13 protein-coding genes and 4 pseudogenes are annotated in these 18470 nt (G+C 63.0%); 4 read left to right on the top strand and 13 right to left on the bottom strand.

What is annotated here, in order from left to right; genetic code table 11:
* Positions 1–266: 266 nt before the first annotated feature.
* Together DL519_RS00650 and DL519_RS00645 are read left to right on the top strand one after the other, a co-directional pair.
* Positions 267–671, top strand: coding sequence for a hypothetical protein (locus DL519_RS00650; protein WP_190812429.1), 405 nt, complete (start codon positions 267–269; stop codon positions 669–671).
* A gap of 49 nt (positions 672–720) precedes the next feature.
* Positions 721–1350, top strand: a complete 630-nt coding sequence (locus DL519_RS00645) for a helix-turn-helix transcriptional regulator (protein WP_223838300.1) — start codon at positions 721–723, stop codon at positions 1348–1350.
* A 117-nt stretch (positions 1351–1467) separates the two neighbouring features.
* Here the strand turns inward: DL519_RS00645 and DL519_RS00640 are convergent, their stop codons facing one another.
* Together DL519_RS00640 and DL519_RS45340 are read right to left on the bottom strand one after the other, a co-directional pair.
* Positions 1468–1899, bottom strand: a complete 432-nt coding sequence (locus tag DL519_RS00640) for a cold-shock protein (protein ID WP_190812428.1) — start codon at positions 1897–1899, stop codon at positions 1468–1470.
* A gap of 584 nt (positions 1900–2483) precedes the next feature.
* Positions 2484–2881: pseudogene (locus DL519_RS45340) on the bottom strand (helix-turn-helix domain-containing protein); the annotation flags it as partial.
* A gap of 44 nt (positions 2882–2925) precedes the next feature.
* Here DL519_RS45340 and DL519_RS49610 point away from each other — a divergent pair.
* A complete protein-coding gene (locus DL519_RS49610) occupies positions 2926–3456 on the top strand; it encodes a DUF4158 domain-containing protein (protein ID WP_223838299.1) in 531 nt (176 codons plus the stop codon).
* Here the strand turns inward: DL519_RS49610 and DL519_RS48255 are convergent.
* The 4 genes and pseudogenes from DL519_RS48255 to DL519_RS00615 all read right to left on the bottom strand — a co-directional run.
* Positions 3365–4063 (bottom strand): annotated as a pseudogene (locus DL519_RS48255) (oxygenase MpaB family protein); the annotation flags it as partial. The gene DL519_RS49610 and the pseudogene DL519_RS48255 overlap by 92 nt on opposite strands.
* A 31-nt stretch (positions 4064–4094) precedes the next feature.
* A complete protein-coding gene (locus tag DL519_RS00625) occupies positions 4095–5111 on the bottom strand; it encodes a terpene synthase family protein (protein ID WP_190812426.1) in 1017 nt (338 codons plus the stop codon).
* 58 nt (positions 5112–5169) lie between these two features.
* A complete protein-coding gene (locus DL519_RS00620; protein WP_190812425.1) occupies positions 5170–5361 on the bottom strand; it encodes a hypothetical protein in 192 nt (63 codons plus the stop codon).
* A gap of 106 nt (positions 5362–5467) precedes the next feature.
* Positions 5468–6553: a polyprenyl synthetase family protein gene (locus DL519_RS00615; protein WP_190812424.1), complete on the bottom strand. Its 1086-nt coding sequence runs from the start codon at positions 6551–6553 to the stop codon at positions 5468–5470.
* Positions 6554–7848: 1295 nt separating this feature from the next.
* On the opposite strand from DL519_RS00615, the gene DL519_RS00610 reads away from it, so the two are divergent.
* Positions 7849–9492 carry a class I SAM-dependent methyltransferase gene (locus tag DL519_RS00610; RefSeq protein ID WP_190812423.1) on the top strand — a complete coding sequence of 548 codons (1644 nt, stop codon included), beginning with the start codon at positions 7849–7851 and terminating at the stop codon, positions 9490–9492.
* Between the two features lie 54 nt (positions 9493–9546).
* Here the strand turns inward: DL519_RS00610 and DL519_RS00605 are convergent.
* From DL519_RS00605 to panB, 7 genes and pseudogenes are all read right to left on the bottom strand, one after another.
* A pseudogene (locus DL519_RS00605) lies at positions 9547–9714 on the bottom strand (3-deoxy-7-phosphoheptulonate synthase); the annotation flags it as partial.
* 111 nt (positions 9715–9825) lie between these two features.
* Complete coding sequence (locus DL519_RS00600) at positions 9826–11082, bottom strand: dihydrolipoamide acetyltransferase family protein (RefSeq protein ID WP_190812422.1); 1257 nt, start codon at positions 11080–11082, stop codon at positions 9826–9828.
* A gap of 1 nt (position 11083) precedes the next feature.
* Entirely contained in the window at positions 11084–12076 is a 993-nt protein-coding gene (locus DL519_RS00595) for an alpha-ketoacid dehydrogenase subunit beta (RefSeq protein ID WP_223840178.1), read from the bottom strand.
* Between the two features lie 68 nt (positions 12077–12144).
* Positions 12145–13281, bottom strand: coding sequence for a thiamine pyrophosphate-dependent dehydrogenase E1 component subunit alpha (locus DL519_RS00590; protein ID WP_190812420.1), 1137 nt, complete (start codon positions 13279–13281; stop codon positions 12145–12147).
* Entirely contained in the window at positions 13278–15443 is a 2166-nt protein-coding gene (gene panC / locus DL519_RS00585) for a pantoate--beta-alanine ligase (protein ID WP_190823662.1), read from the bottom strand. Before panC ends, DL519_RS00590 begins: the two co-directional genes overlap by 4 nt.
* Before the next feature lie 494 nt (positions 15444–15937).
* Positions 15938–16819, bottom strand: a complete 882-nt coding sequence (locus DL519_RS00580) for a hypothetical protein (protein ID WP_190812419.1) — start codon at positions 16817–16819, stop codon at positions 15938–15940.
* Positions 16820–17438: 619 nt separating this feature from the next.
* A pseudogene (gene panB, locus DL519_RS00575) lies at positions 17439–18325 on the bottom strand (3-methyl-2-oxobutanoate hydroxymethyltransferase).
* Positions 18326–18470: the final 145 nt, after the last annotated feature.

Below are 18470 nucleotides of genomic sequence, written 5' to 3'. Positions count from 1 at the left end.
CACTCACGGCGCTCGTCGCGATCCGCATGAATGGCCAGCCAGGCGTCACGGAGCGCCATCGAGCCGCTCCAGTCGTGGCTTCGGTGCGTGAGGCAGACCACCCACCGCGCTGGAGAGCTTTCCCGATCAAGTAAACCGCCAACCAGCCCCGACAGCGCAGTCGTGCGCGTGTGGGCGGTCGTCGTGCGTTTCTAGGCGTAACAACGACCCACACGCCCTCTTACAGTCGCCTTACCGCACCGCCAGCGACTCATAGAGAGGTAGGCATGGCCACAGACGCCTTGCTGTATCGATTAACGGACAAAGAGTCGGCTCCGTTCCCACTGTATAACGAGCTGCGGGAAACCGGGAGCGGGCGAAATAATCAGACTTTCGGCTCGGAGTATTTCTGGCATGGCGCGTCGAGTCACCACGAACCCGACGATCCCGAGCATCGCCGGTTCGTACACCCGGTGGCGATCATCGCGGATATCATAGGCGCAGATCCAGCCGAGCAAGCAGATTTTCGACCTTGGTCGCAGGCGCTTGCCGCGACTTTCGCTCCCGGTATCCACGGCGAGGCACCGGACACAACGATCCGCACTGCGAGCGAACTGATCGAAGAAAGCGCTGCGTGCCGTGCTCGACAATCCTGGGAAGATCCCGGCTGGCCTACCTACCGAAAAGACTGACCAAGCTTAGGTAGCGAAGCGCCCTGGCATTTCCAGAACGAGCACCACTATGCAGGAAAAAACAATGGAAAAAATCCGCGTGGTCATTCACTCGCCGGATCGCTTGACGCACTTGGGACTGACCAACTGCCTGGACGGAGACAAGCAGATCGTCGAGACCGGTGACGACAAAGCCGATGTTGCCGTGATCGTCATCGAAAACGCCGACATATCCACGATGAAAGAGCTGCAGCTACTCAGGCCCGAGGCTGCCACTCCCCTGCTCCTCATCGTGGGCGGCCGGTGGCACGCCGACATCTCCGCTGCGGTAGAACAGGGTGTTCGTGGAGTCCTGTGGCGCCGACATTTCTCCGCTACGTCGTTCATCCAGGCCGTTCGTGCCGTCGGCAGCGGTGGCGGATACTTCCCCACCTCACTACAAGGCGCACTCATCGGGCAAATCGTGCACACCTACCGCGAAGTACTCGCACCGCAAGACTTGACCCCTTCCGGGTTCACCAACCGCGAAATAGATGCGCTCCTACTCGTCTCCGAAGGATTCGATCTCCAACAAATAGCCGAGAAACTGCACTACTCAGAACGCACTGTCAAGAACATCCTCTACCAGTTCATGAAGCGGTTCAACCTCCACAACCGCGCTCACGCCGTCGCCTACGCAATCCGCTCAGGTCTCATCTAGCCGGGTACCGCGGCCAGCGGCCCGGAAAGCGGAGCATCAGGGCGCATGCCTGACGTGGAAGCCCTGCGGGACCCAACTCGTGGGCCCTCTGCCCCGCTCATCCGTTTACGCAGCCACCTACTCGACAATCCAGCCGTGCTTCGCCGCCAGTGCAACGAAATCTTCGCGAACTAGCTGAATCTGCTCAGCGGTCAGACCGGGAAGTCGCTGGAGAAGCTGTTCAGTTACCTCGCTCCGCAGCTCATCCTCGGTTAGGACGTCGCACATTTCCTCCGCCTCCGTCGACTTCACGGTCGGCGCGACGGCAGCCTCGGCGGCAAGCTTTGCCTCATTGCCACCATTGACTTCCACGACATTGACATTATACGCCTTGAGCCCCCGTTGGCCCTCCATCACATCGAACGTCACCCTGGTACCGATCGCGAGCGAACTCCAGCCACGACCGAGCGAGTCGATGTGGAAGAACACATCTTCCTGGGACCCGCCGTCCTGAGCGATGAACCCGAACCCGCGCTCTTCCTCGAACCGAACAATGCGACCAGTCAACACCGGAAAACCTCAACCTCCCGAAACACCGTTGCGCTAGAACCTGCCAAAGACACGTCCACAACTCGAGAACCGACACAGAAGCCTGCCCGAATGGCTTCGCAACGATGCCCAGATTTCCCTTTCCTGATCATCTCCCCAGCCAGATCAGGTCTGCCTGAACGAGGATGGATCTCGTCTTGGCCTGACACGCCGAGCGCGGCGCTTGGCGGAAAGAAACGATGACGGCCGGAACACTGGACTGCGCGACCGATGAGTTGGATCAGCAGCGATTGGCCGCGCAACTCCGGGCGCAGGTCAACGCGCCATCGCGTTCGGCATAGCCCAAAATTCGTCAGTGAACTTGGCCCATCGAGGGTTTCACCTGGTGAGGCAATTCTAGGCGACTCGCAGGCACCACGGGTGTTGGCCACAAAGGGGTCCATTACCGGCCTAGGCGGGCACGTTGCCTAGACCTTCAGTAGGCGTGTCTGGGGTATTTCCGCCCGTGGATAGATCAAGGGCCTTATACTGTCTGGGTTTTGCGCGCCAACGCGCCGGGTCAACTGTCAGGACTCAGACTGTCCGGGCTAACGGGGGAACCCCACCCGGTATTCCAGGCGGCCGCCACGGGTCGCGGCGTTGCGCCGTAACTCGCGTGAGATCGTGGACGGCCAGCGGCCCAGCCCGGCGGGCAATCTCACGTACACCCCAATCCTGGGCTTTCAGGATCGCGATCTCCTCGCGTTCAGCGAACGACAGATACCGGCCCGGACGGCGGCGATTGATCAACAGGATGCATCCCGCCACTTTCGCGGAACCATCGCCCACCGACCGCGGGCGACACGGCGGCAGCGATACCAGCCTCATCGCTGGACAGACCGTCTGCAATCGCCGCCCAGAGCCGCTGCCGATCCTCACGCCGTGCCACCGGCGGGCGGCCCGGTGAACGCATCGGAGCCCTTCCCAGCGCGGCAGCCGCCCAACCCCGTGGTCGCCCCATCAACAACTCCGTGATCGAGGTGTTGCGGCGACCAGTTGAATCCGCCGATGCCGGTCCTTACCGGAACAGACACTCACGACCGGCGTCCCTCGGGTCACCACGGAGCAGCCCCTGCCGAGATCATTATTTTCGGTCTTCGGAGAGGAGTTGTGACTGTCGGCTTCCTGTCGGACGAGGGGGCTGCGAGGTGCGGGGCGTTTCCGGGGGAACTGTCTCGCGCGGAGTTCGAGCGGTACTTCTTTCTGGACGACGCGGACCGGGAAGCTGTGCAGTCAAGGCGGCGTCCACATAACCGGCTCCGGTTTGCGATGCAGTCGTGGCGCCGTTATCGGTCGCAAGTTCGTGCGCGCCGATGTGGGACAGGTCGTAGCCATGCGGGTAGCCGGGGTAGGTGCGTGCGCTTGGCCTGGTCATCAGCTTCGCCATCAAGCGCGGCGCGGCCAGTTCGGCCAGCCCGTGGGCACGCAGGCCGACGAAGCTCGCGGCGCGAGCTAATGCCGTTGGGTCGGCAAAACCGAGGGCCTGGCGGGCCGGCCCGTCGAGTCGGCAACGGAGGGTCGCCGAGAACAGTCTGTTGATTGGCCACGGGTGCCAGGAGGAGTACAAGCTCAGGATCGCCTTCCCCACCCGCTCGTTGCTCTCGGCGTAGCGGAATCGTCTACGCTCGTAATCCTGCTTGAACCGCAGGAACTCGTCGTAGTCTGTGGGTATGTCGGTGACGTTCATCAGTTTACCGATGGCGCAGAAGAAATGGAACGAGGCCAGTTTCTCGACCTGAATCGACTTCCGCCATGCCCACCGGTCGATCCAAAAAATAGGTTCGTAGATAAAGGTGGACAGCACGTACAACATGTCCTCGTTGTCGAGGTCGAATCTCCGGTGCGCCCTGTTGATCTGCTTGATTGCCTGCCTTCCCCGAGTAGAGTTATAGCCGTGTGCCACGATCTCGCCGAGGAGGATGCGAGTGTCGTCGTAGCGTTTCTGCGAGAACAACTCGAAATGTCCTCCCTGCTGTAAGATCGCGGATATTTCCGGAACGCAGCAGGCTTTCCACAAGGCCACTTCGAGACCTCGACCGTAGTCCCAGGGAAATTCTTTCTTCGTGTAGATGCGCTGAATTTCTTGGCAGTCTTCCCGTGGATCCAGAGTGTTCAACAGGCGGACTCGGGTCAGTCTATTGCGCATGATCGATTCGCGCTCCTCGCGAACGTGAAGATTAACGCGGCTGGGCTCGTAGCTTCTCACTGATTTCCGGCCGCCGCGACGAAGGAATCTTGCCATGTTCGTTGCGTTTCGTTTCGTAACGCCAATGGAGCTGACCTCGCAGCCAGCTACGCATATTCTCGATGTGCAAGGTCAATGCGGAACGAACCTCGGGATCGGGCTGCTCGGGCACCCGTTGTTCCAAGAACTCGTCGGACAACGTGGCGAATCCGTTGATGCGCCGCTGTACCATCTCGCCCACCAAATCCGCCGCTTCCTGCAGTTCGATGCCGCGGGCGCTGCGGAGCACCAGAACGAGATTGTGGACGTCGCCGAACTGGTGTTCCTTCTCGCAAGAAAATAGGTCGTTCATCCACAACACGGAGTCCGACAAGGCCTGGTTGAGCTCGGCGAATTCCTCGGTCTCATAAATGTCCGGTGGAATTTCCCAGTAGCCAATCAGTTCGAGAAGATCGATATAGGGCATGAAGGCACAGCTACGCATCTTGAGGTACTCGTCGACTTTGGGCATCGAACCGTTCTTTCGATTCTGCGCCTCCCACACGCAGCGGTCCAGGAACTCGCCGAAATGACCGGCGTATCTGCGGCGCCACGCCGGGCTCATGAGCAGACAGGTCCGTTCCCACAATTCCGTGTATGCTTGTGCGAAAGGGGAATCATCGTGGTCGGCTCGCGGACCGGTCGCCGGCAACCAGCTCAGTATCTGATTACAGAATAGCCGAAGGCGAGCCGGATCCTCGCCGATGTCTGTTTCGTCGAAAAGGTCATCGAGGACCAGATTGCAACCCATCCAGTTCGTTGCGAGTTCCAATGTCCGACGGTCGGCTCTGGGGCATGCCCGGCTGACCAGCACTCCGAGCAGTGACTCGTCGAAGTGCTTTTGGGCTTCGGCCGTGGGCACCAGATCGAATCGTCGAACGAATTGTCGCCCGTGTTCCTCGGCATGCTCGGCCAGCGGGTTGGTGTCTAGGGCGAACGGTATGTGAAACTCGGGAAAACGCAACGCCATGAATGTCTCCATTTCGTGAACAAAGAAACACTGATTCCCGCCGGTCGAGGTGACGGGCTCAGTCAGCGATCTCCTTGACGTTGTCGGCGAACTTTCGCTGTGACCACCCCTGCCCACGAACCTCATTAGACACGGTGACGCCGTCCACGGTGACTCTCCCGGCTGTCTCGGCGTCGCTACCGAGCACTGCGCCCACCGAGCCGAGGTGTCCATCGAGCACCGATGAGAGCTCGTGTGGGTTTGTACCCACTAGCAGCTCCATCCCGAAACTGGCGGCGGCGTGGTGAAATGGGGCCGCGACGTCGGGCGTTGTGAGAAGGAGTGGCCGCATTATGTTCCCTCCGCGGTTCGCTGGGTCAGTACGTCCTGCTGGTCAGCCGGTGAGCCATGTCGGCCAAGGTGTTGTACACGGGGCGGGGAAACGGCGCGTTGTCAAGCGCCCGGTTCGCTATCGCCAAACGGTCCTTGATCATGCCTTCGACGATCTGCAACGCACCGGTCGATACGAGTACGTTTCGGATAGCCTCAGCGCCGCTCGCGTCCAAATCCGGGTTACCGACAAGCGACCTCAGCAGTGCCCCCTCAGTCGAATTTCCCTGTTGTAAAGCAACGGCAATGAGCGTGGTCCGCTTGCCGTCCCGTAGATCGTCCACAGTTGACTTACCGGTTACCTCGGGATCGCCGAACACACCGAGCACGTCGTCTCGGAGCTGGAATGCTTCCCCAAGGGGCAGCGCATAGGCTGTGCACGCCTCCAGTACCGCACTGCCGCCGCCCGCGAGGGCTGCACCGAGATGCAGTGGTCTCTCGACCGTGTATTTGGCGGTTTTGTACCGGATCACCCGAAGTGTCGCGGCGATGTCGGCGGACAGACGCTGCTCAGCCAGCAGATCATGATATTGGCCGAGTATGACTTCCGTGTGCATCGCGTCCAGCACCGGACGAACCGCTCGGTACTGCTCATCGGTCATCCCGCTGGCGGTCAGCATCTCCAGGGAGAGAGCCAGTGCGAGATCCCCCAACAGGATTGCGGCGCTGGTACCGAACCACTCCGGGTCGCCCTTGCTGGAGTCGTCGCCGCACCAATGAGATGCCAGCACTCGATGTGCGCTGGGGTTTCCACGGCGGACATCCGAGCGGTCCATAATGTCGTCGTGTATCAGTGCGAACATGTGGAACAGCTCCAACGAGGCTGCGACGTCGATCGCGACGTCGATAGGATGCCCGTTGGCTGCCGCGTGCCAACCGCACAAACACAGCAAGGGGCGGATTCGTTTTCCGCCCTGCTTATGGAAGTCGCTCAGCAAACCAAGAAGCGCGGCCGTCTCATCGGAATCTGCCGTTGTGATCTTAACTTGAAGAAACTCGGCAAGTCGCTGGTCGGCCATGCTTCTAAGCCAGTCGAGGTCGAGTGTTTCACGAGTGCCGACGTCGACGGTCATGGCGCCCTCCTGAGCTGGGTGACGATGGTTAACCAGCGGCCGCTCGTGGCGGAATCTTCCGTCATCGTTTGGAGCGGCGTTCCAGGCCGCGGACCGCCGATTCAGCCAGTAGCCGATTCAGCCGGTGGACGAAGACCGGACTGCGGAGCAGGCTGCATCGCGCGGCGCTGGACGAAAAAAGAAGGCCATGACCGGGCCGATCCTGGCGGTCCAGCGTTGTCGGTGGCGATCTCCTCGGCCAACACTCGGAGCCATCATTGTCTACGACGTGAAACTCGCGAAGTTGACCACATGGGCTTGCTTACGAGATCTTTAGATGTACCTCCACGTACTGCGGCCAGTATTGCGACGCGTGCGATGTGGTCGCCGCGTTGGTCATATACCAATGTGACAATATTCGCATAAGGATCCGTCGTTTAGCGTACGACTGCACGTTCGTACACGCCGCGCTGCCCGTTTCGCGGGTCTTCGAGCTTAACCGGGTAAGGTCACGTTGCTGGGTAACGCTGCGGGTACGTAGGCGTTGGTTCTTGGGGTTGCGGAAGCAGCCCTACCGCCTCCTCGCTCTTTCCGGTCAGCGGGGTTGATCTGGTACGTCGGACTGTCTCGTCGATTCCCAGGACCTCCACCGGTGCGGGTTGGGCAGGCAGCAAGCCCGCTGCCGCGGTGGTGAAGGCGGCGTGCACCACCGGCCAGGACACTCCTGGACTGGCGGCGATTTCGCAGACCACCCGCTTGGTCGTGGCCACCGCCGTGCCTGCGGCGCGCCTTCGGACTACGCGAGCGGGGGCTGGACGTCACCAAACCGGTGCTGGCGATCATCGACGGCCCAAGGCAGTGCAAACGGGCAGCGAAGGCTGCAAAAAGGGCAACGAAAGCTGCATAAAGGGCAACGGCGCGCCCGCTCGCCGTCAGCTTACGGCAATATTGATCTCACATTGGCCTATACCAGCAAAACTGATATCTGACTCCGCCGACCGCCAGACTCCATCGGCGGCGCCACCAACTGCGGCTACCTGCTGGCCGTCCTACCGGCAGGAGGGCACGGATTAGTGCTTCAACATGAATGGTGGGGAAATAAGAGAGACATCAAACAAATAAACCCATTCCTGCCTGGATGCGAATTGAAAAGGTGATGACGCCCCTAGCATGCCCGACTCCGCTGCCGGCGAATTGTCGTGGGGGTGTAGGGGGGTCTGCCCGCTGACTCATTAGTCGGACACAGCTTGGGCGAGACCGGCGGGACCACACCCGCGACCGCGCCGGACACCCGGCGTGTTTGTTAGGAGATCCTGGTGCGAAACATCGATTTAGTTCCACCTTCGGCGGGCCGCTTCGGCCCCGCCACCGACTTCTTCCAGGCCGCACGCCTGATCGCCGAATCGGGGCAGCTTGCCTACCGCCCCGCGTTGTTCGGTCAGCTTCTTTCGGATGTCTGGTTCGAGGGAAGGGTATACCCGGCCACCGTCGACGCCGCTGAGCACTTGAGCACCATGTTGCCGACCGTCGCCCCGGCGTGGCGCCCGTGGTTGGCTCTGGCGCTCGGTGCGTTCGCCGAAGGGCACGCGCCGGACCCAGCCCTGTCCGATGCGGTGTACGCCGCGGTCGCGAAGGGTTATGACGGATACCGAGAGCTCGTCAGCCGGCTGGGGCCGGCGGAGAACGCGGCCAGGACGTCGCTGCTGTACCTACTCGCCCACTTCCCATCCCAGGGCGACCTGATCGACGGGTTGAAGCGGTCTCCGCACGTGTCCGCACCGGATGCGGCACGAGTGGCCCGGTGCACCGAGGATCCGCTTGCCGAATCCCGCTTCCCACTCGGCCGGTGCTGGCCCTCACCGGCTCACTGGGTGCTGGACACCCACGAGAAGCAGATCGACCAGGAGTGGCGGGCGAGCCTCGCCCTGTCCGACGAGGATCATCGTGAGATCCGGGATCTGGAAACGATGGCGATCCTGGCGCTCCTCGGCGCGCAGGCGGAGGACGCGGCGGATCGCGAATCGGCAGATCTCCCGGTCCCAGAACGGACACCTGCGGAACTGCTCCAGGACACCCGCGATCGTCTCGACGTCCGTGAACCCGTACCTGGCCCCCAGAGCACGGCCACGAGCCCGGCAGTGCCGCACCACCAACGCGATGTCTTCTGCTGCCCCGACTGTCTTAACCCACTGGACCTGGCTGTCCCGTCTGAATGTCCGCGGTGCGGCAAACCGTACGACATCGCCGACACGGTCGTCGACTTCTTACCCGGCACGGAATTCAGCCAGGCGGGGCTAGGCCTGATGTTTCTCAAGGATCCTCTGCACGTGGCCAGATATGAGTCCCACCGGCCGAGTTTCGTCGCGCTCATGGCTGCGGACTGGGACGGCGAGATCACCTTCGAGGACGAGTACGCGTACCTCCGGGACCATGTCCGCCCGGTGGATGGCCCGGTCCTTGACGTCGCGTGCGGATCAGGCAGGTGGACCCGGCCATTGACCGACATCGTGGGCGCCAGCCGGGTCGTCGGTGTGGACGTCAGCAGGGCGATGGTCGATCAGTTCCACACCGCGCTTCCCGGAATCCCGATTGGTCGCGCGAGCGTGACCAGCCTGCCCATCGCCAGCGGGTCGGTGGGTGCGGTCAACTGCTGGAACGCGCTCCAACTGTTCGGGAACCCCTGGGCCGCACTCAATGAGATGGCTCGTGTCCTGCGGCCGGGCGGTTCGCTGACCCTACTCACCTTTCAGACCGCGGCCCGTCCCCTGCAGAGGCATTTCCAACGGCGTCACGAAACGGCGTTCAACGTGTCCTCCTTCGATCGAGACGTGCTCACGAGCCGGATCCGTGAAATGGGGTTCGAGATCGTCGACAGTTGGTCCCCGAACAATTACCTGTTCGTCACGGCCCGCCGTCTGACCTCCGACGCGAACGACAGCCCAGCGAAGGAGGAGATCTGAAGTGCCAGCGTTATGCCGGCCCGCGGTGGCCGTTCCCGATCCGTCAAGGATCTTCTTCGCGCCCATTCGAGTGATCAGTACGAGCCGACCCGGCTGACGGTCTGGATCCAACCTGTCGATCAGCGCCAGCACGTCGTCGGAGTTCGCCGTTGGCCCCAGCTTGGCGCCGATCGGATTGCCGATACCGCCGGCGAACTGAGGTCTCGGCGAGCAGGCAGCAATTCGATGCCGCGCTGGTCGATATCATCAATCCTTTGGCGAAGCACCGACACGTCGACCTTGCCGTGGACGTACTCGTCCGGCATGGACTTGAGAGACATGGCTAGCTCTCGGCTACAGCGATGAGATGAGTTTGAGCGGCTGCTCGATATGATCGGCGACATAGCGGAGGAAACCGGACGCGACGTCTCCATCGCAGACTCGGTGGTCGAAGGTCAAGCCGAGTTGCACGACCTGGCGCACAGCCAACTCACCTTCGTGGACCCAGGGCTTGGCCACGATGCGGCCCACGCCGAGCATCGCTGCCTCCGGATGATTGATGATCGGTGTGGCACCGTCGATTCCATAACGGCCGTAGTTGTTCAGTGTGATGGTCGCACCGGTCAGTTCGGACGGAGTCAGCGTGCCGGCCCGAGCGGATTCGGCGAGCCGCCCGATCTCACTGGACAGTTGCGAGAGGGTCATCTGGTTGGCTTTGCGCACCACAGGAACCAGCAGCCCCTTGTCAGTCTGTGCCGCGAAGCCGAGATTGACGTTGGAGAAGCGGATGATCTCCTGGCCACCAGTATCTACTGTGGAATTCAATTCGGGGTACCGGAGCGCGGCGGCGACGCAGATGCGTGCCAGCAGCGCAAGCAGACCAGTCCGCTCGGTAGCGGAGCTGAGTACGTCCCTGGCCGCGAGCAGGTCGGTCGCATCGGCATCGACCCAACACGTAACGTCTGGTATTTCACGTCGGCTGCGGGAAAGCTTGTCGGCGATTTTCTTGCGCACCGAGCGAATCGGAATGCGCTCGGTTTCCGTACCCTCGACCGCATCGGCTCGGCGGCCCGCAGCTATCGCTCTTTCGACGTCCGCACGCAGGACAAGACCACCCGCGCCCGTGCCCACGACGGTCCGCAGGTCAATCCCGTTCACCCTGGCGAGGCGGCGAACCAGTGGTGAGACCACAGCGACCGGTGCGCCGGCCAGATCCGGCGGGGTGGCAGGTGTGACGGATGTGGGACACACGACGGTGTTCGCGGTGTGCTGAACAGGCACCGGGCGAACACGGCGGCGGTTCCGAGGGGGAACGGCACGGACGCCAGAGCCGACAAGCACCTTGCCCACATCCTGCGACCGCTCGGGCGTGGCCTCGACTGTCACCAGAGTGCTGCCAACAGTGCGGACCTCTCCCACCGCTCCCACCCGACTGGTGACTGTTCCCTCGTACGGGCAAGGCAGTTCGACTGTGGCCTTCGCGGTCTCCACCTCGACCACCGGCTGGTCGACCCGCACGTGATCGCCAATGTCCACGAGCCATCGAACGATTTCCGCATCGACGAGGCCTTCACCGATGTCAGGCAGCCGGAACTCACGGATCGGTGACATGTCAGCAGCTCTCCCCATCGGATGTGCCCGGCTCCCATTGCAGGCGAGCCACGGCATCGAGAATCCGGTCCACGGAAGGCAGGTGGTGGCTCTCCAGCATCGGTGGCGGGTACGGGATGTCCAGCCCGGCGACCCGCAGAATCGGCGCTTCCAAGTGGTGGAAGCACCGCTCGGTGATGCGCGCCGCGATCTCCGCGCCCGGACCCGCGAAACCGGCAGACTCATGCACCACGACCGCGCGTCCTGTCCGCCGCACTGCGGCGGACACCGTTTCGTCGTCGAACGGCACCAATGATCGTAGGTCCAGGACTTCGAGCTGCCAGCCTTCCTTGATGGCTTCGTCCGCCGCCTCCATGCACACCTGCAGGCTTGGACCATACGTGATCAGCGTCGCCGAAGTCCCGTGACGACGAACCGCCGCGGTGCCGATAGGATCCACTTCCGGAATGGACTGCGGCGACCACTGAGCTTTGGACCAGTACAGCCTCTTGGGTTCCAGGAAGATCACCGGGTCGTCGGAAGCGATCGATGCCCGCAGCAGGCCGTAGGCGTCAGCATGGGTGGCCGGGCAGACGACGTGCAGCCCCGGCGTGTGCATGTAGTAGCCCTCAGATGAGTCGCTATGGTGCTCGACCGCACCGATTCCGCCGCCGTAGGGAATGCGGATGGTGATCGGTAGCTGGATGCGGCCCTTCGTCCGGTTGCGCATGCGGGCGACGTGGCTGACCAGTTGCTCGAAAGCCGGGTATGCGAAGGAATCGAACTGCATCTCCACGACCGGGCGAAGGCCGTTCATCGCCATTCCCACGGCGGTTCCCAAGATCCCCGCCTCCGCCAAGGGAGTATCCGCGCACCGGTCGCTGCCGAATTCGGCGGCCAATCCGTCGGTGATCCGGAATACTCCTCCCAGCGTTCCCACATCCTCGCCCATGATGTGCACGGCTGGATCCTCGCGCAGAGCGTCCCGCAGGGCTGCGTTGAGTACCTGCGCCATCGTCATCGAGCGCTGGTTCGGAGTCCTTGCTTCGGGGACTGATCCCGCAACAGCGGCCGAAGCTTTAGTCACAGTTGGCTGTCCTCTTCTGCTTGCGCCTGCAGTTCGGCCCGCACCATTGCTTCCTGCTCGCTCAACTGGGGAGTCTTGTTGGCGAAGACGTGCGAGAACAATGTCATCGGGTCCGGGCTAGGCTGGTGGTCGTGGCGCTCGCGCAGGTCTGCTGCGAAGTCGTCGGCCGAGCGCGCCGCTCCCTCGACGTCGGCGTCGTCGAGAACGCCCATGTCGCGCAAGGATCGTTCCAGCACCAGAACCGGGTCGTGCCCGCGCCACCGTTCGACCTCCGAAGGGTCGCGATACCGGCTGTCATCGTCGGAGTTGGTGTGCGGATCGATGCGGTAGGTCATCGCCTCCACCAGCGTAGGTCCGCCGCCGTGCCGAGCGCGTTCCACGGCTTCGGCGAGAACCTGGTGTACGGCGACCACGTCGTTGCCGTCGACAAGACGTCCCGGCAGCCCGAAGCCGACCGCTTTGTCGGCCAGCGCCAGTGCGGCGCTCTGCTTGGCCAGCGGGACGGAGATGGCGAACCTGTTGTTCTGCACCAGGAAGACCACCGGCGCCTGCAAAACCGCAGCGAAGTTGACCGCCTCGTAGAAGTCACCTTCGCTTGTGCCGCCGTCCCCCACCATTGCGAGGGCAACGGTGTCTTCGCCTTTCAACCGAGCGGCCCGCGCGAGCCCGACAGCGTGCGGAAGCTGGGTAGCAAGCGGTGTGGTCAGCGGGGCAACCCGATGCGCGTAGGGATCGTATCCGTGGTGCCAGTCCCCACGCATCACTGCCAACGCCTCAACGGGGTCAACGCCTCGGACAATTGCGGCGAGCGTGTCGCGGTAGGTGGGGAAAAGCCAGTCCTGCGGTGACAAGGCGCGGGCGGCCGCGACCTCACACGCCTCTTGCCCGGTGGTTGATGGGTAAACGGCGAGTCTTCCCTGCTTCGCCAACGCCGTTGCCTGCAGGTTGTAGCGTCTACCCCGCACAACATCCCAGTACAGGGTCCGCAAGAGCTCGTCGTCGATGCCACCGGCCCTGGCCGTTCCAAGGACCTGGAACGGCTCACGTTCAGGAAGCAGTGCGGCAGGGTCAATCTGTGGCGGCTGCACCGGCGTTGAGACGGTGACATCGACTTTCTCAACAGTAGTGGTCATGCTGGACTCATCACCGTGTCATCGATGGACTCGCCGACCGGAAGCCGTGGTCGCACCAACTGAGGGACGGCCTCGATTGGCCGGTTCTTCCCCAGCGACTCATGTGCCGCGACGAACTCGTTGCTGCATTGCGCCGCAGCGCATCCGATTTCGCCGCCGAGTATCACGGCCGCCATGATCTCTGCGAGCTTCTTGGCTTTCCCCGCACCATAGCAGTCCACTATGGAAAGTGTTGAGCGGAAAGCGGGAAGCCCAGTTCCGCCACCAACAGTCCCCACGATGAGGGTCGGCAAGGTTATGGACACCTCGAGATCACCGGACGGCAGGAACTGGCAATCAACCACTCCTTGTGAACATTCACCAAGGTAAGCCATGTCCTGCCCGAAGGCCTGGAACAGCGCGGCCATGCCGTTGACCGCATGGATATTGAGGGAAGGACTTCCGTGCAGGGCCAGTGCATTCTTGTAGTTCCGGATGTACCTGGCCAGTTGATCCAGGCCAACTCGGGTCATCGTCCGCACCACTTCCTCTTTCAGGACGGTGCGGGCGATGACCTTCTTCCCCTTCTTGCGGGCAGGGATGTTCTTCTTGTCCTCCGGGTACGGCACGAATTCCTCGCGCACCAGACCGCTGTTTTTCTTGACATAATTGGACACCAGGCTCACGGCCTTGCTGACCATGTTGCTACCCATCGCGTCACCCGTCGTGCACCGCAGCGACAAGATGACGGAAGTACCCGCACAATCATAGGAAATTTCCGCCACCCCGAGATGACGACTACTGCCGGCCGCTATCTCGCGAATAACGTCCTCGCGTTCCCGGCACCACTCGATGAGCCGCGCCGAGCCATCGAGGGAATCCGTGGTGAGTTGGGTGGCACGCAAGAAGTAGTCGTCATACACCAGGGTCTCGCAACCTCCCGACCGGTTCATCACCTTAGCTCCGCGCGAATACGATGCGAGCAGGGTGCCCTCGAGGGTGGCCATTGGGACCGCGAAGGTTCCTCGCGCTTCCCTACCTCGGATTTCGAGGGGACCGCACAGTCCGAGTGGGATGGGAACCGCACCTACGAAGTTTTCGATGTTGCCCCGAACGTCCGATTCCGCAAGGTCACTTCTCAACGGCTCGTAGGATTCGTCGGTCCTGTCGAGCAATTGCTTGATCAAACCAATGCGGTCATCGGAGCTGTGGCGCGAAATCACGATGTCCACAGACGACTCTCCGGACGGATGGACGTGGTCGGCGACCTGGCGCTCTTCGCTTCGTTCCTTTTCGGCGCCGGCGTCGGCGCGCGTCTGGATCTCGAGGTCTGGACGGATGATATCGAACAAGGCGACCGCTCCCACTCGTGCACCTATGGCCAACAGCAACGGATTCGCCACCGTCTCGACGGGCTCGAGGGTTTCGCTGTCGAGCGCCTCGAAGTAGTCGAGTTCAACGTCACCTGACAGGACTTCCACCGCTATCGCTGCCAGCGCGCGCTCACGCAGAACGGCAGCATCGGTTGCTCCGTTGCTCAGCGAGTCGGCAGCGGCGCGCAGCGCGCGGTACAGCGCAACAGCCTGCGGCCGATGGCCACCCAGGCGCAGGTTGCGGCTCGACATCGCCAAACCGTCGGACTCTCGTGCTGTCGGCAACACCTTGACCGACGCCGCAAGGTTCAGGTCTCGAACCATGCGCTCCACCGCAACCCAGTCCGGGAGGTCCTTCTCCTCGAAGAACACGACGTCCGGTTCAACGATGTCGAACAGCTTCGTGGCGATCGTGCACTTCCCCGGCAACTGGCCGTCCTTGGTCAGCCCCGTGCGCAGAATCGCCTCGACCAGCGGCCCGCCCAGGCCAACGGCCGTGGCGAACCTGTCCGGGGAGATCTCCGCCGCTTCCGGAGCGAACAACACGTCCACGCCTAGTCGGGCCGCGATCTCCGCATCACGCTGCTCGTCGCGGGGATAGTCCTCGAAGCCGCCTTCGTCGCTGAACTGAGCCGGGTCGGCGAAAGCGGACACCACCACGACGTCACACTCTCGTCGCGCCGCTTTCATTAAGGATTCATGACCCCCGTGTAACGCGCCCTTCGTGGGGACGAGACCAATGCTTCGTCCGCGCAGGCGCATTTCCCTTGCGTAGTCGCGAATCTCGGCTACCGTTCGGACTATCTTCATGGCCAAGGCTCGTCTCCGTATCGCCCGGTGCCGGCTAAATCCGTCGCCGCCATCCAGCTAGAGGGCGTCGACCAAAGTTCAGAAACCAAGGCACAGTCAGCGTTGGCTGCTTGCCCAGCGAGATGGGAAGGTGCGATAGATTGGCACTGTCCCTTCCGGTTGCGAGGGTTCCCTTTGTGAGGTTCCTCGCGAAGGAGGATGCCCCAACCGCCGTCCCTTGTCAGCAGCCCGGGATCCGATAGTGGCCCACTCTGCCCGTAAAGCCTGTAACGGCTGCCTGACCAGGCAGCCGACTATGCTCCGATTACGTGCACGCAACGGCTCAGACAGCCCAGTGCGGGGAGCTGCGGGCAACGGACGCCCAGCCGGCAATTCTGTGGTGAGGCGTTTGAACAGCGAGCGACTCACGGTCTACGCGGCCGCAGTGCACTCGCGACGTAACGTCCAGACATAAGTGCCGCCGAAGCTTCCCGCGGACCGGGCGCCCCACGGCTTCAGCGGTCGGCCGGCAACGGGGGCAGGGTACCGGTGGCGTCGAAGTCCCAGTCGTGGGGTTCGCCGAGCGCGATCATGCCCGGGTGGTCGGCGACCTCCTGGACGTAGGCCTCGGAGACCTCGATGCGGGGCATCGACAGGGTGTTGCGGATGCGCACGACCTTCGCCGGGCGGTCCTTGGTGCCGCGGGACATGTGCAGCGCCGCGACGATCGCGTCCCGGTCGTTGGCCAGCGCCATCGGGATCCGGGCACCGTCGGGTACGCCCGAGGTCAAATGGTTGGTGTAGAACGAGCCGAACTCGATCTGGTCCACGCAGCGCTGGGTGGTCACGTCCGCCATGCCCAGGCCGCAGGCGTTGCCGTTGGTGTGCTCGGTCAGGCCCAGCACCACGATCCGCTTGATCGGCACCGCCTGGAACTTCTCGGCGTTCACCGGGGCGCGGCCGGTGATGTTCGGGTCCATGCCGGCTCCGCTGATGTTCTTGCCGATCTCGTCGATGACCAGCACGTCGATGTCGGACATCAGCAGCTTCGGCATCAGCTGCTTGGCCTCGGCCAGCAGCTCCGCCTCGCGGGCGAGCAGCTTCTCCGTCGGCACCAGCTCGATCCGCGCGATGTGCTCGTAGGCGTTCTCCACCACGGCCATCCCGAACTCGATCGGAACGACGCCGTGGACGGCCTCGGCCACCGCCGGCATGAGCACGTCGAAGGCGCCTAAGCCGTGGGTGTGCAGGGTCGTCGCGCCGCGGTGCTTGCCCAGGCCGATGGCGATCATCTTCGCCAGCCCGCTCTCGTGCGTACCCCGGAAGTCGGTGTGCGGCTTGACCCGGCCGAGCACCACCACGCCGTCGGCCTGGGCTGCCTCGGCGTCGAAGTGCACGGGGTGCCGTCGGGCAGTTCGGCGACCACGACAGTCTCCATGGACGACACCACCGGCGCGCCCACGGTCTCCTCGGTTATCCCGTACTCGGCCAGCACCTGCCGCTGGCCCTCCGCGGTGCCGCTGCCGTGGCTCCCGCTAACCGCACCTTCTCGACGTTGAACATGCGTCCGATCCTTCTAAGCGCGCTGACCGTCGGTCAGCTCAATTGACCCGTGACCTACCACACCGACCAGCCAGGTGGAAGGGCTCGCGGTCGCCGGCCTGCCGCACGCCGTGCGGCGCACCACTTGGCGAGCACCGATGCGTTCGTCCTCGTTCAGATAGCGGGACGAACAAGACCGGGGCACCGCCCTGGTACTCGGCGGTGCCCCAGCGTCATGCCCCCGTCGGGGTGCGATCATTGCGCCACCTCCTACCGGTGACGTAGTTGATCCCCACAACCCGGCACGCTCCCCGGCTGCTCACACCGTTCACGCAAGATCAAAATAAGCGGCCCGCTCCCGGACCAGCTTTTTGCGCCCCTGCGGCGGACGGTCCCGACGAATCCCGGAACCCATCGCTTCCCCCAAGTCCAGGCGTTGCGACAACCCTGGAACCCAAGGACGTCCCGGGTGCTTTACGGCTGAGCGTTCGCCGTGTGCCCACCAACCCCAACCGGCTGTTCCACGAAAGACGGGGCCTGCGCGGGGATAGTTAGGTCCTGGCCTTCGATGAACTGCTGGAGCTCCGCCGGCTTGATGGCGTAGCAGTGCTCGGGCGCGGGGAAATCCCGTCGGCGTACCTCGGCGGCGTACGCGCCGACTGCGTCGATCATCGTTGTCCGCACGTCTGCCCAGCGCTTGGCGAATTTGGGCTTGAAGCCGTCGAAGATGCCCAGCAGGTCGTGGTAGACCAAGACCTGGCCGTCGGTGTCTGGGCCGGCTCCGATCCCGATCACTGGGATCTTCATGCTCGGCATGATGGCTTTGGTGATCTCGGCCGGGACCGCTTCGAAGACAATGGAGAAGCAGCCCGCCGCCTGGAGGCGGAGCGCGTCTTCGAGCACGGCCCGGGCTCGGTCGGCCGTGACACCCTATGTCCGGAAACCGCCGAGTGCCGTTGCGGTTTGCGGCGTCAGCCCGACGTGCCCCATGACGGGGATGCCGGCTCGGACGATGGCCCTCGCCCGCTCGGCAGAGGTGCCGCCGCCTTCAACTTGACCACGTCGCACCCGCCTTCCTTGACGAACCGCATCGCCGTGCTGATCGCTTGCTCGTCGGAAACCTCGCAGGATCCGAAAGGTAGGTCACCGACCAGCAACGGAGTCTTCAGGCCACGGCGAACCGCAGCCGTCAGCATGAGCATCTCATCGATCGAAACCGGAACCGTCGTAGAGTAGCCGAGCACGGTCATCGCGCCCGAATCCCCGACGAGGACCATGTCGACCCCAGCCGCCTCGACGACCTGAGCGCTCGGGTAGTCGTAGGCAGTGACCATCACGATCGGTTCGCCCCGGCGCCGCATCGCGGACAGAACAGGCACGGTGACCGGTTTGCGGTCGCTGCTAGATTTTTCCTCAGACCGCGGGTACGTGGACATAGTTCACCCTTTCGCCATCTTGGGTTCGGCGGCGCAGGTGATTGCCGCGTTCTGCGTCACTGAGATCGGA

The organism is Saccharopolyspora pogona, from assembly GCF_014697215.1.
GTDB lineage: Bacteria > Actinomycetota > Actinomycetes > Mycobacteriales > Pseudonocardiaceae > Saccharopolyspora > Saccharopolyspora hattusasensis.
The sequence above is the reverse complement of the archived record's forward strand: the minus strand, read 5'-3'. Positions and strand labels throughout refer to the sequence as shown.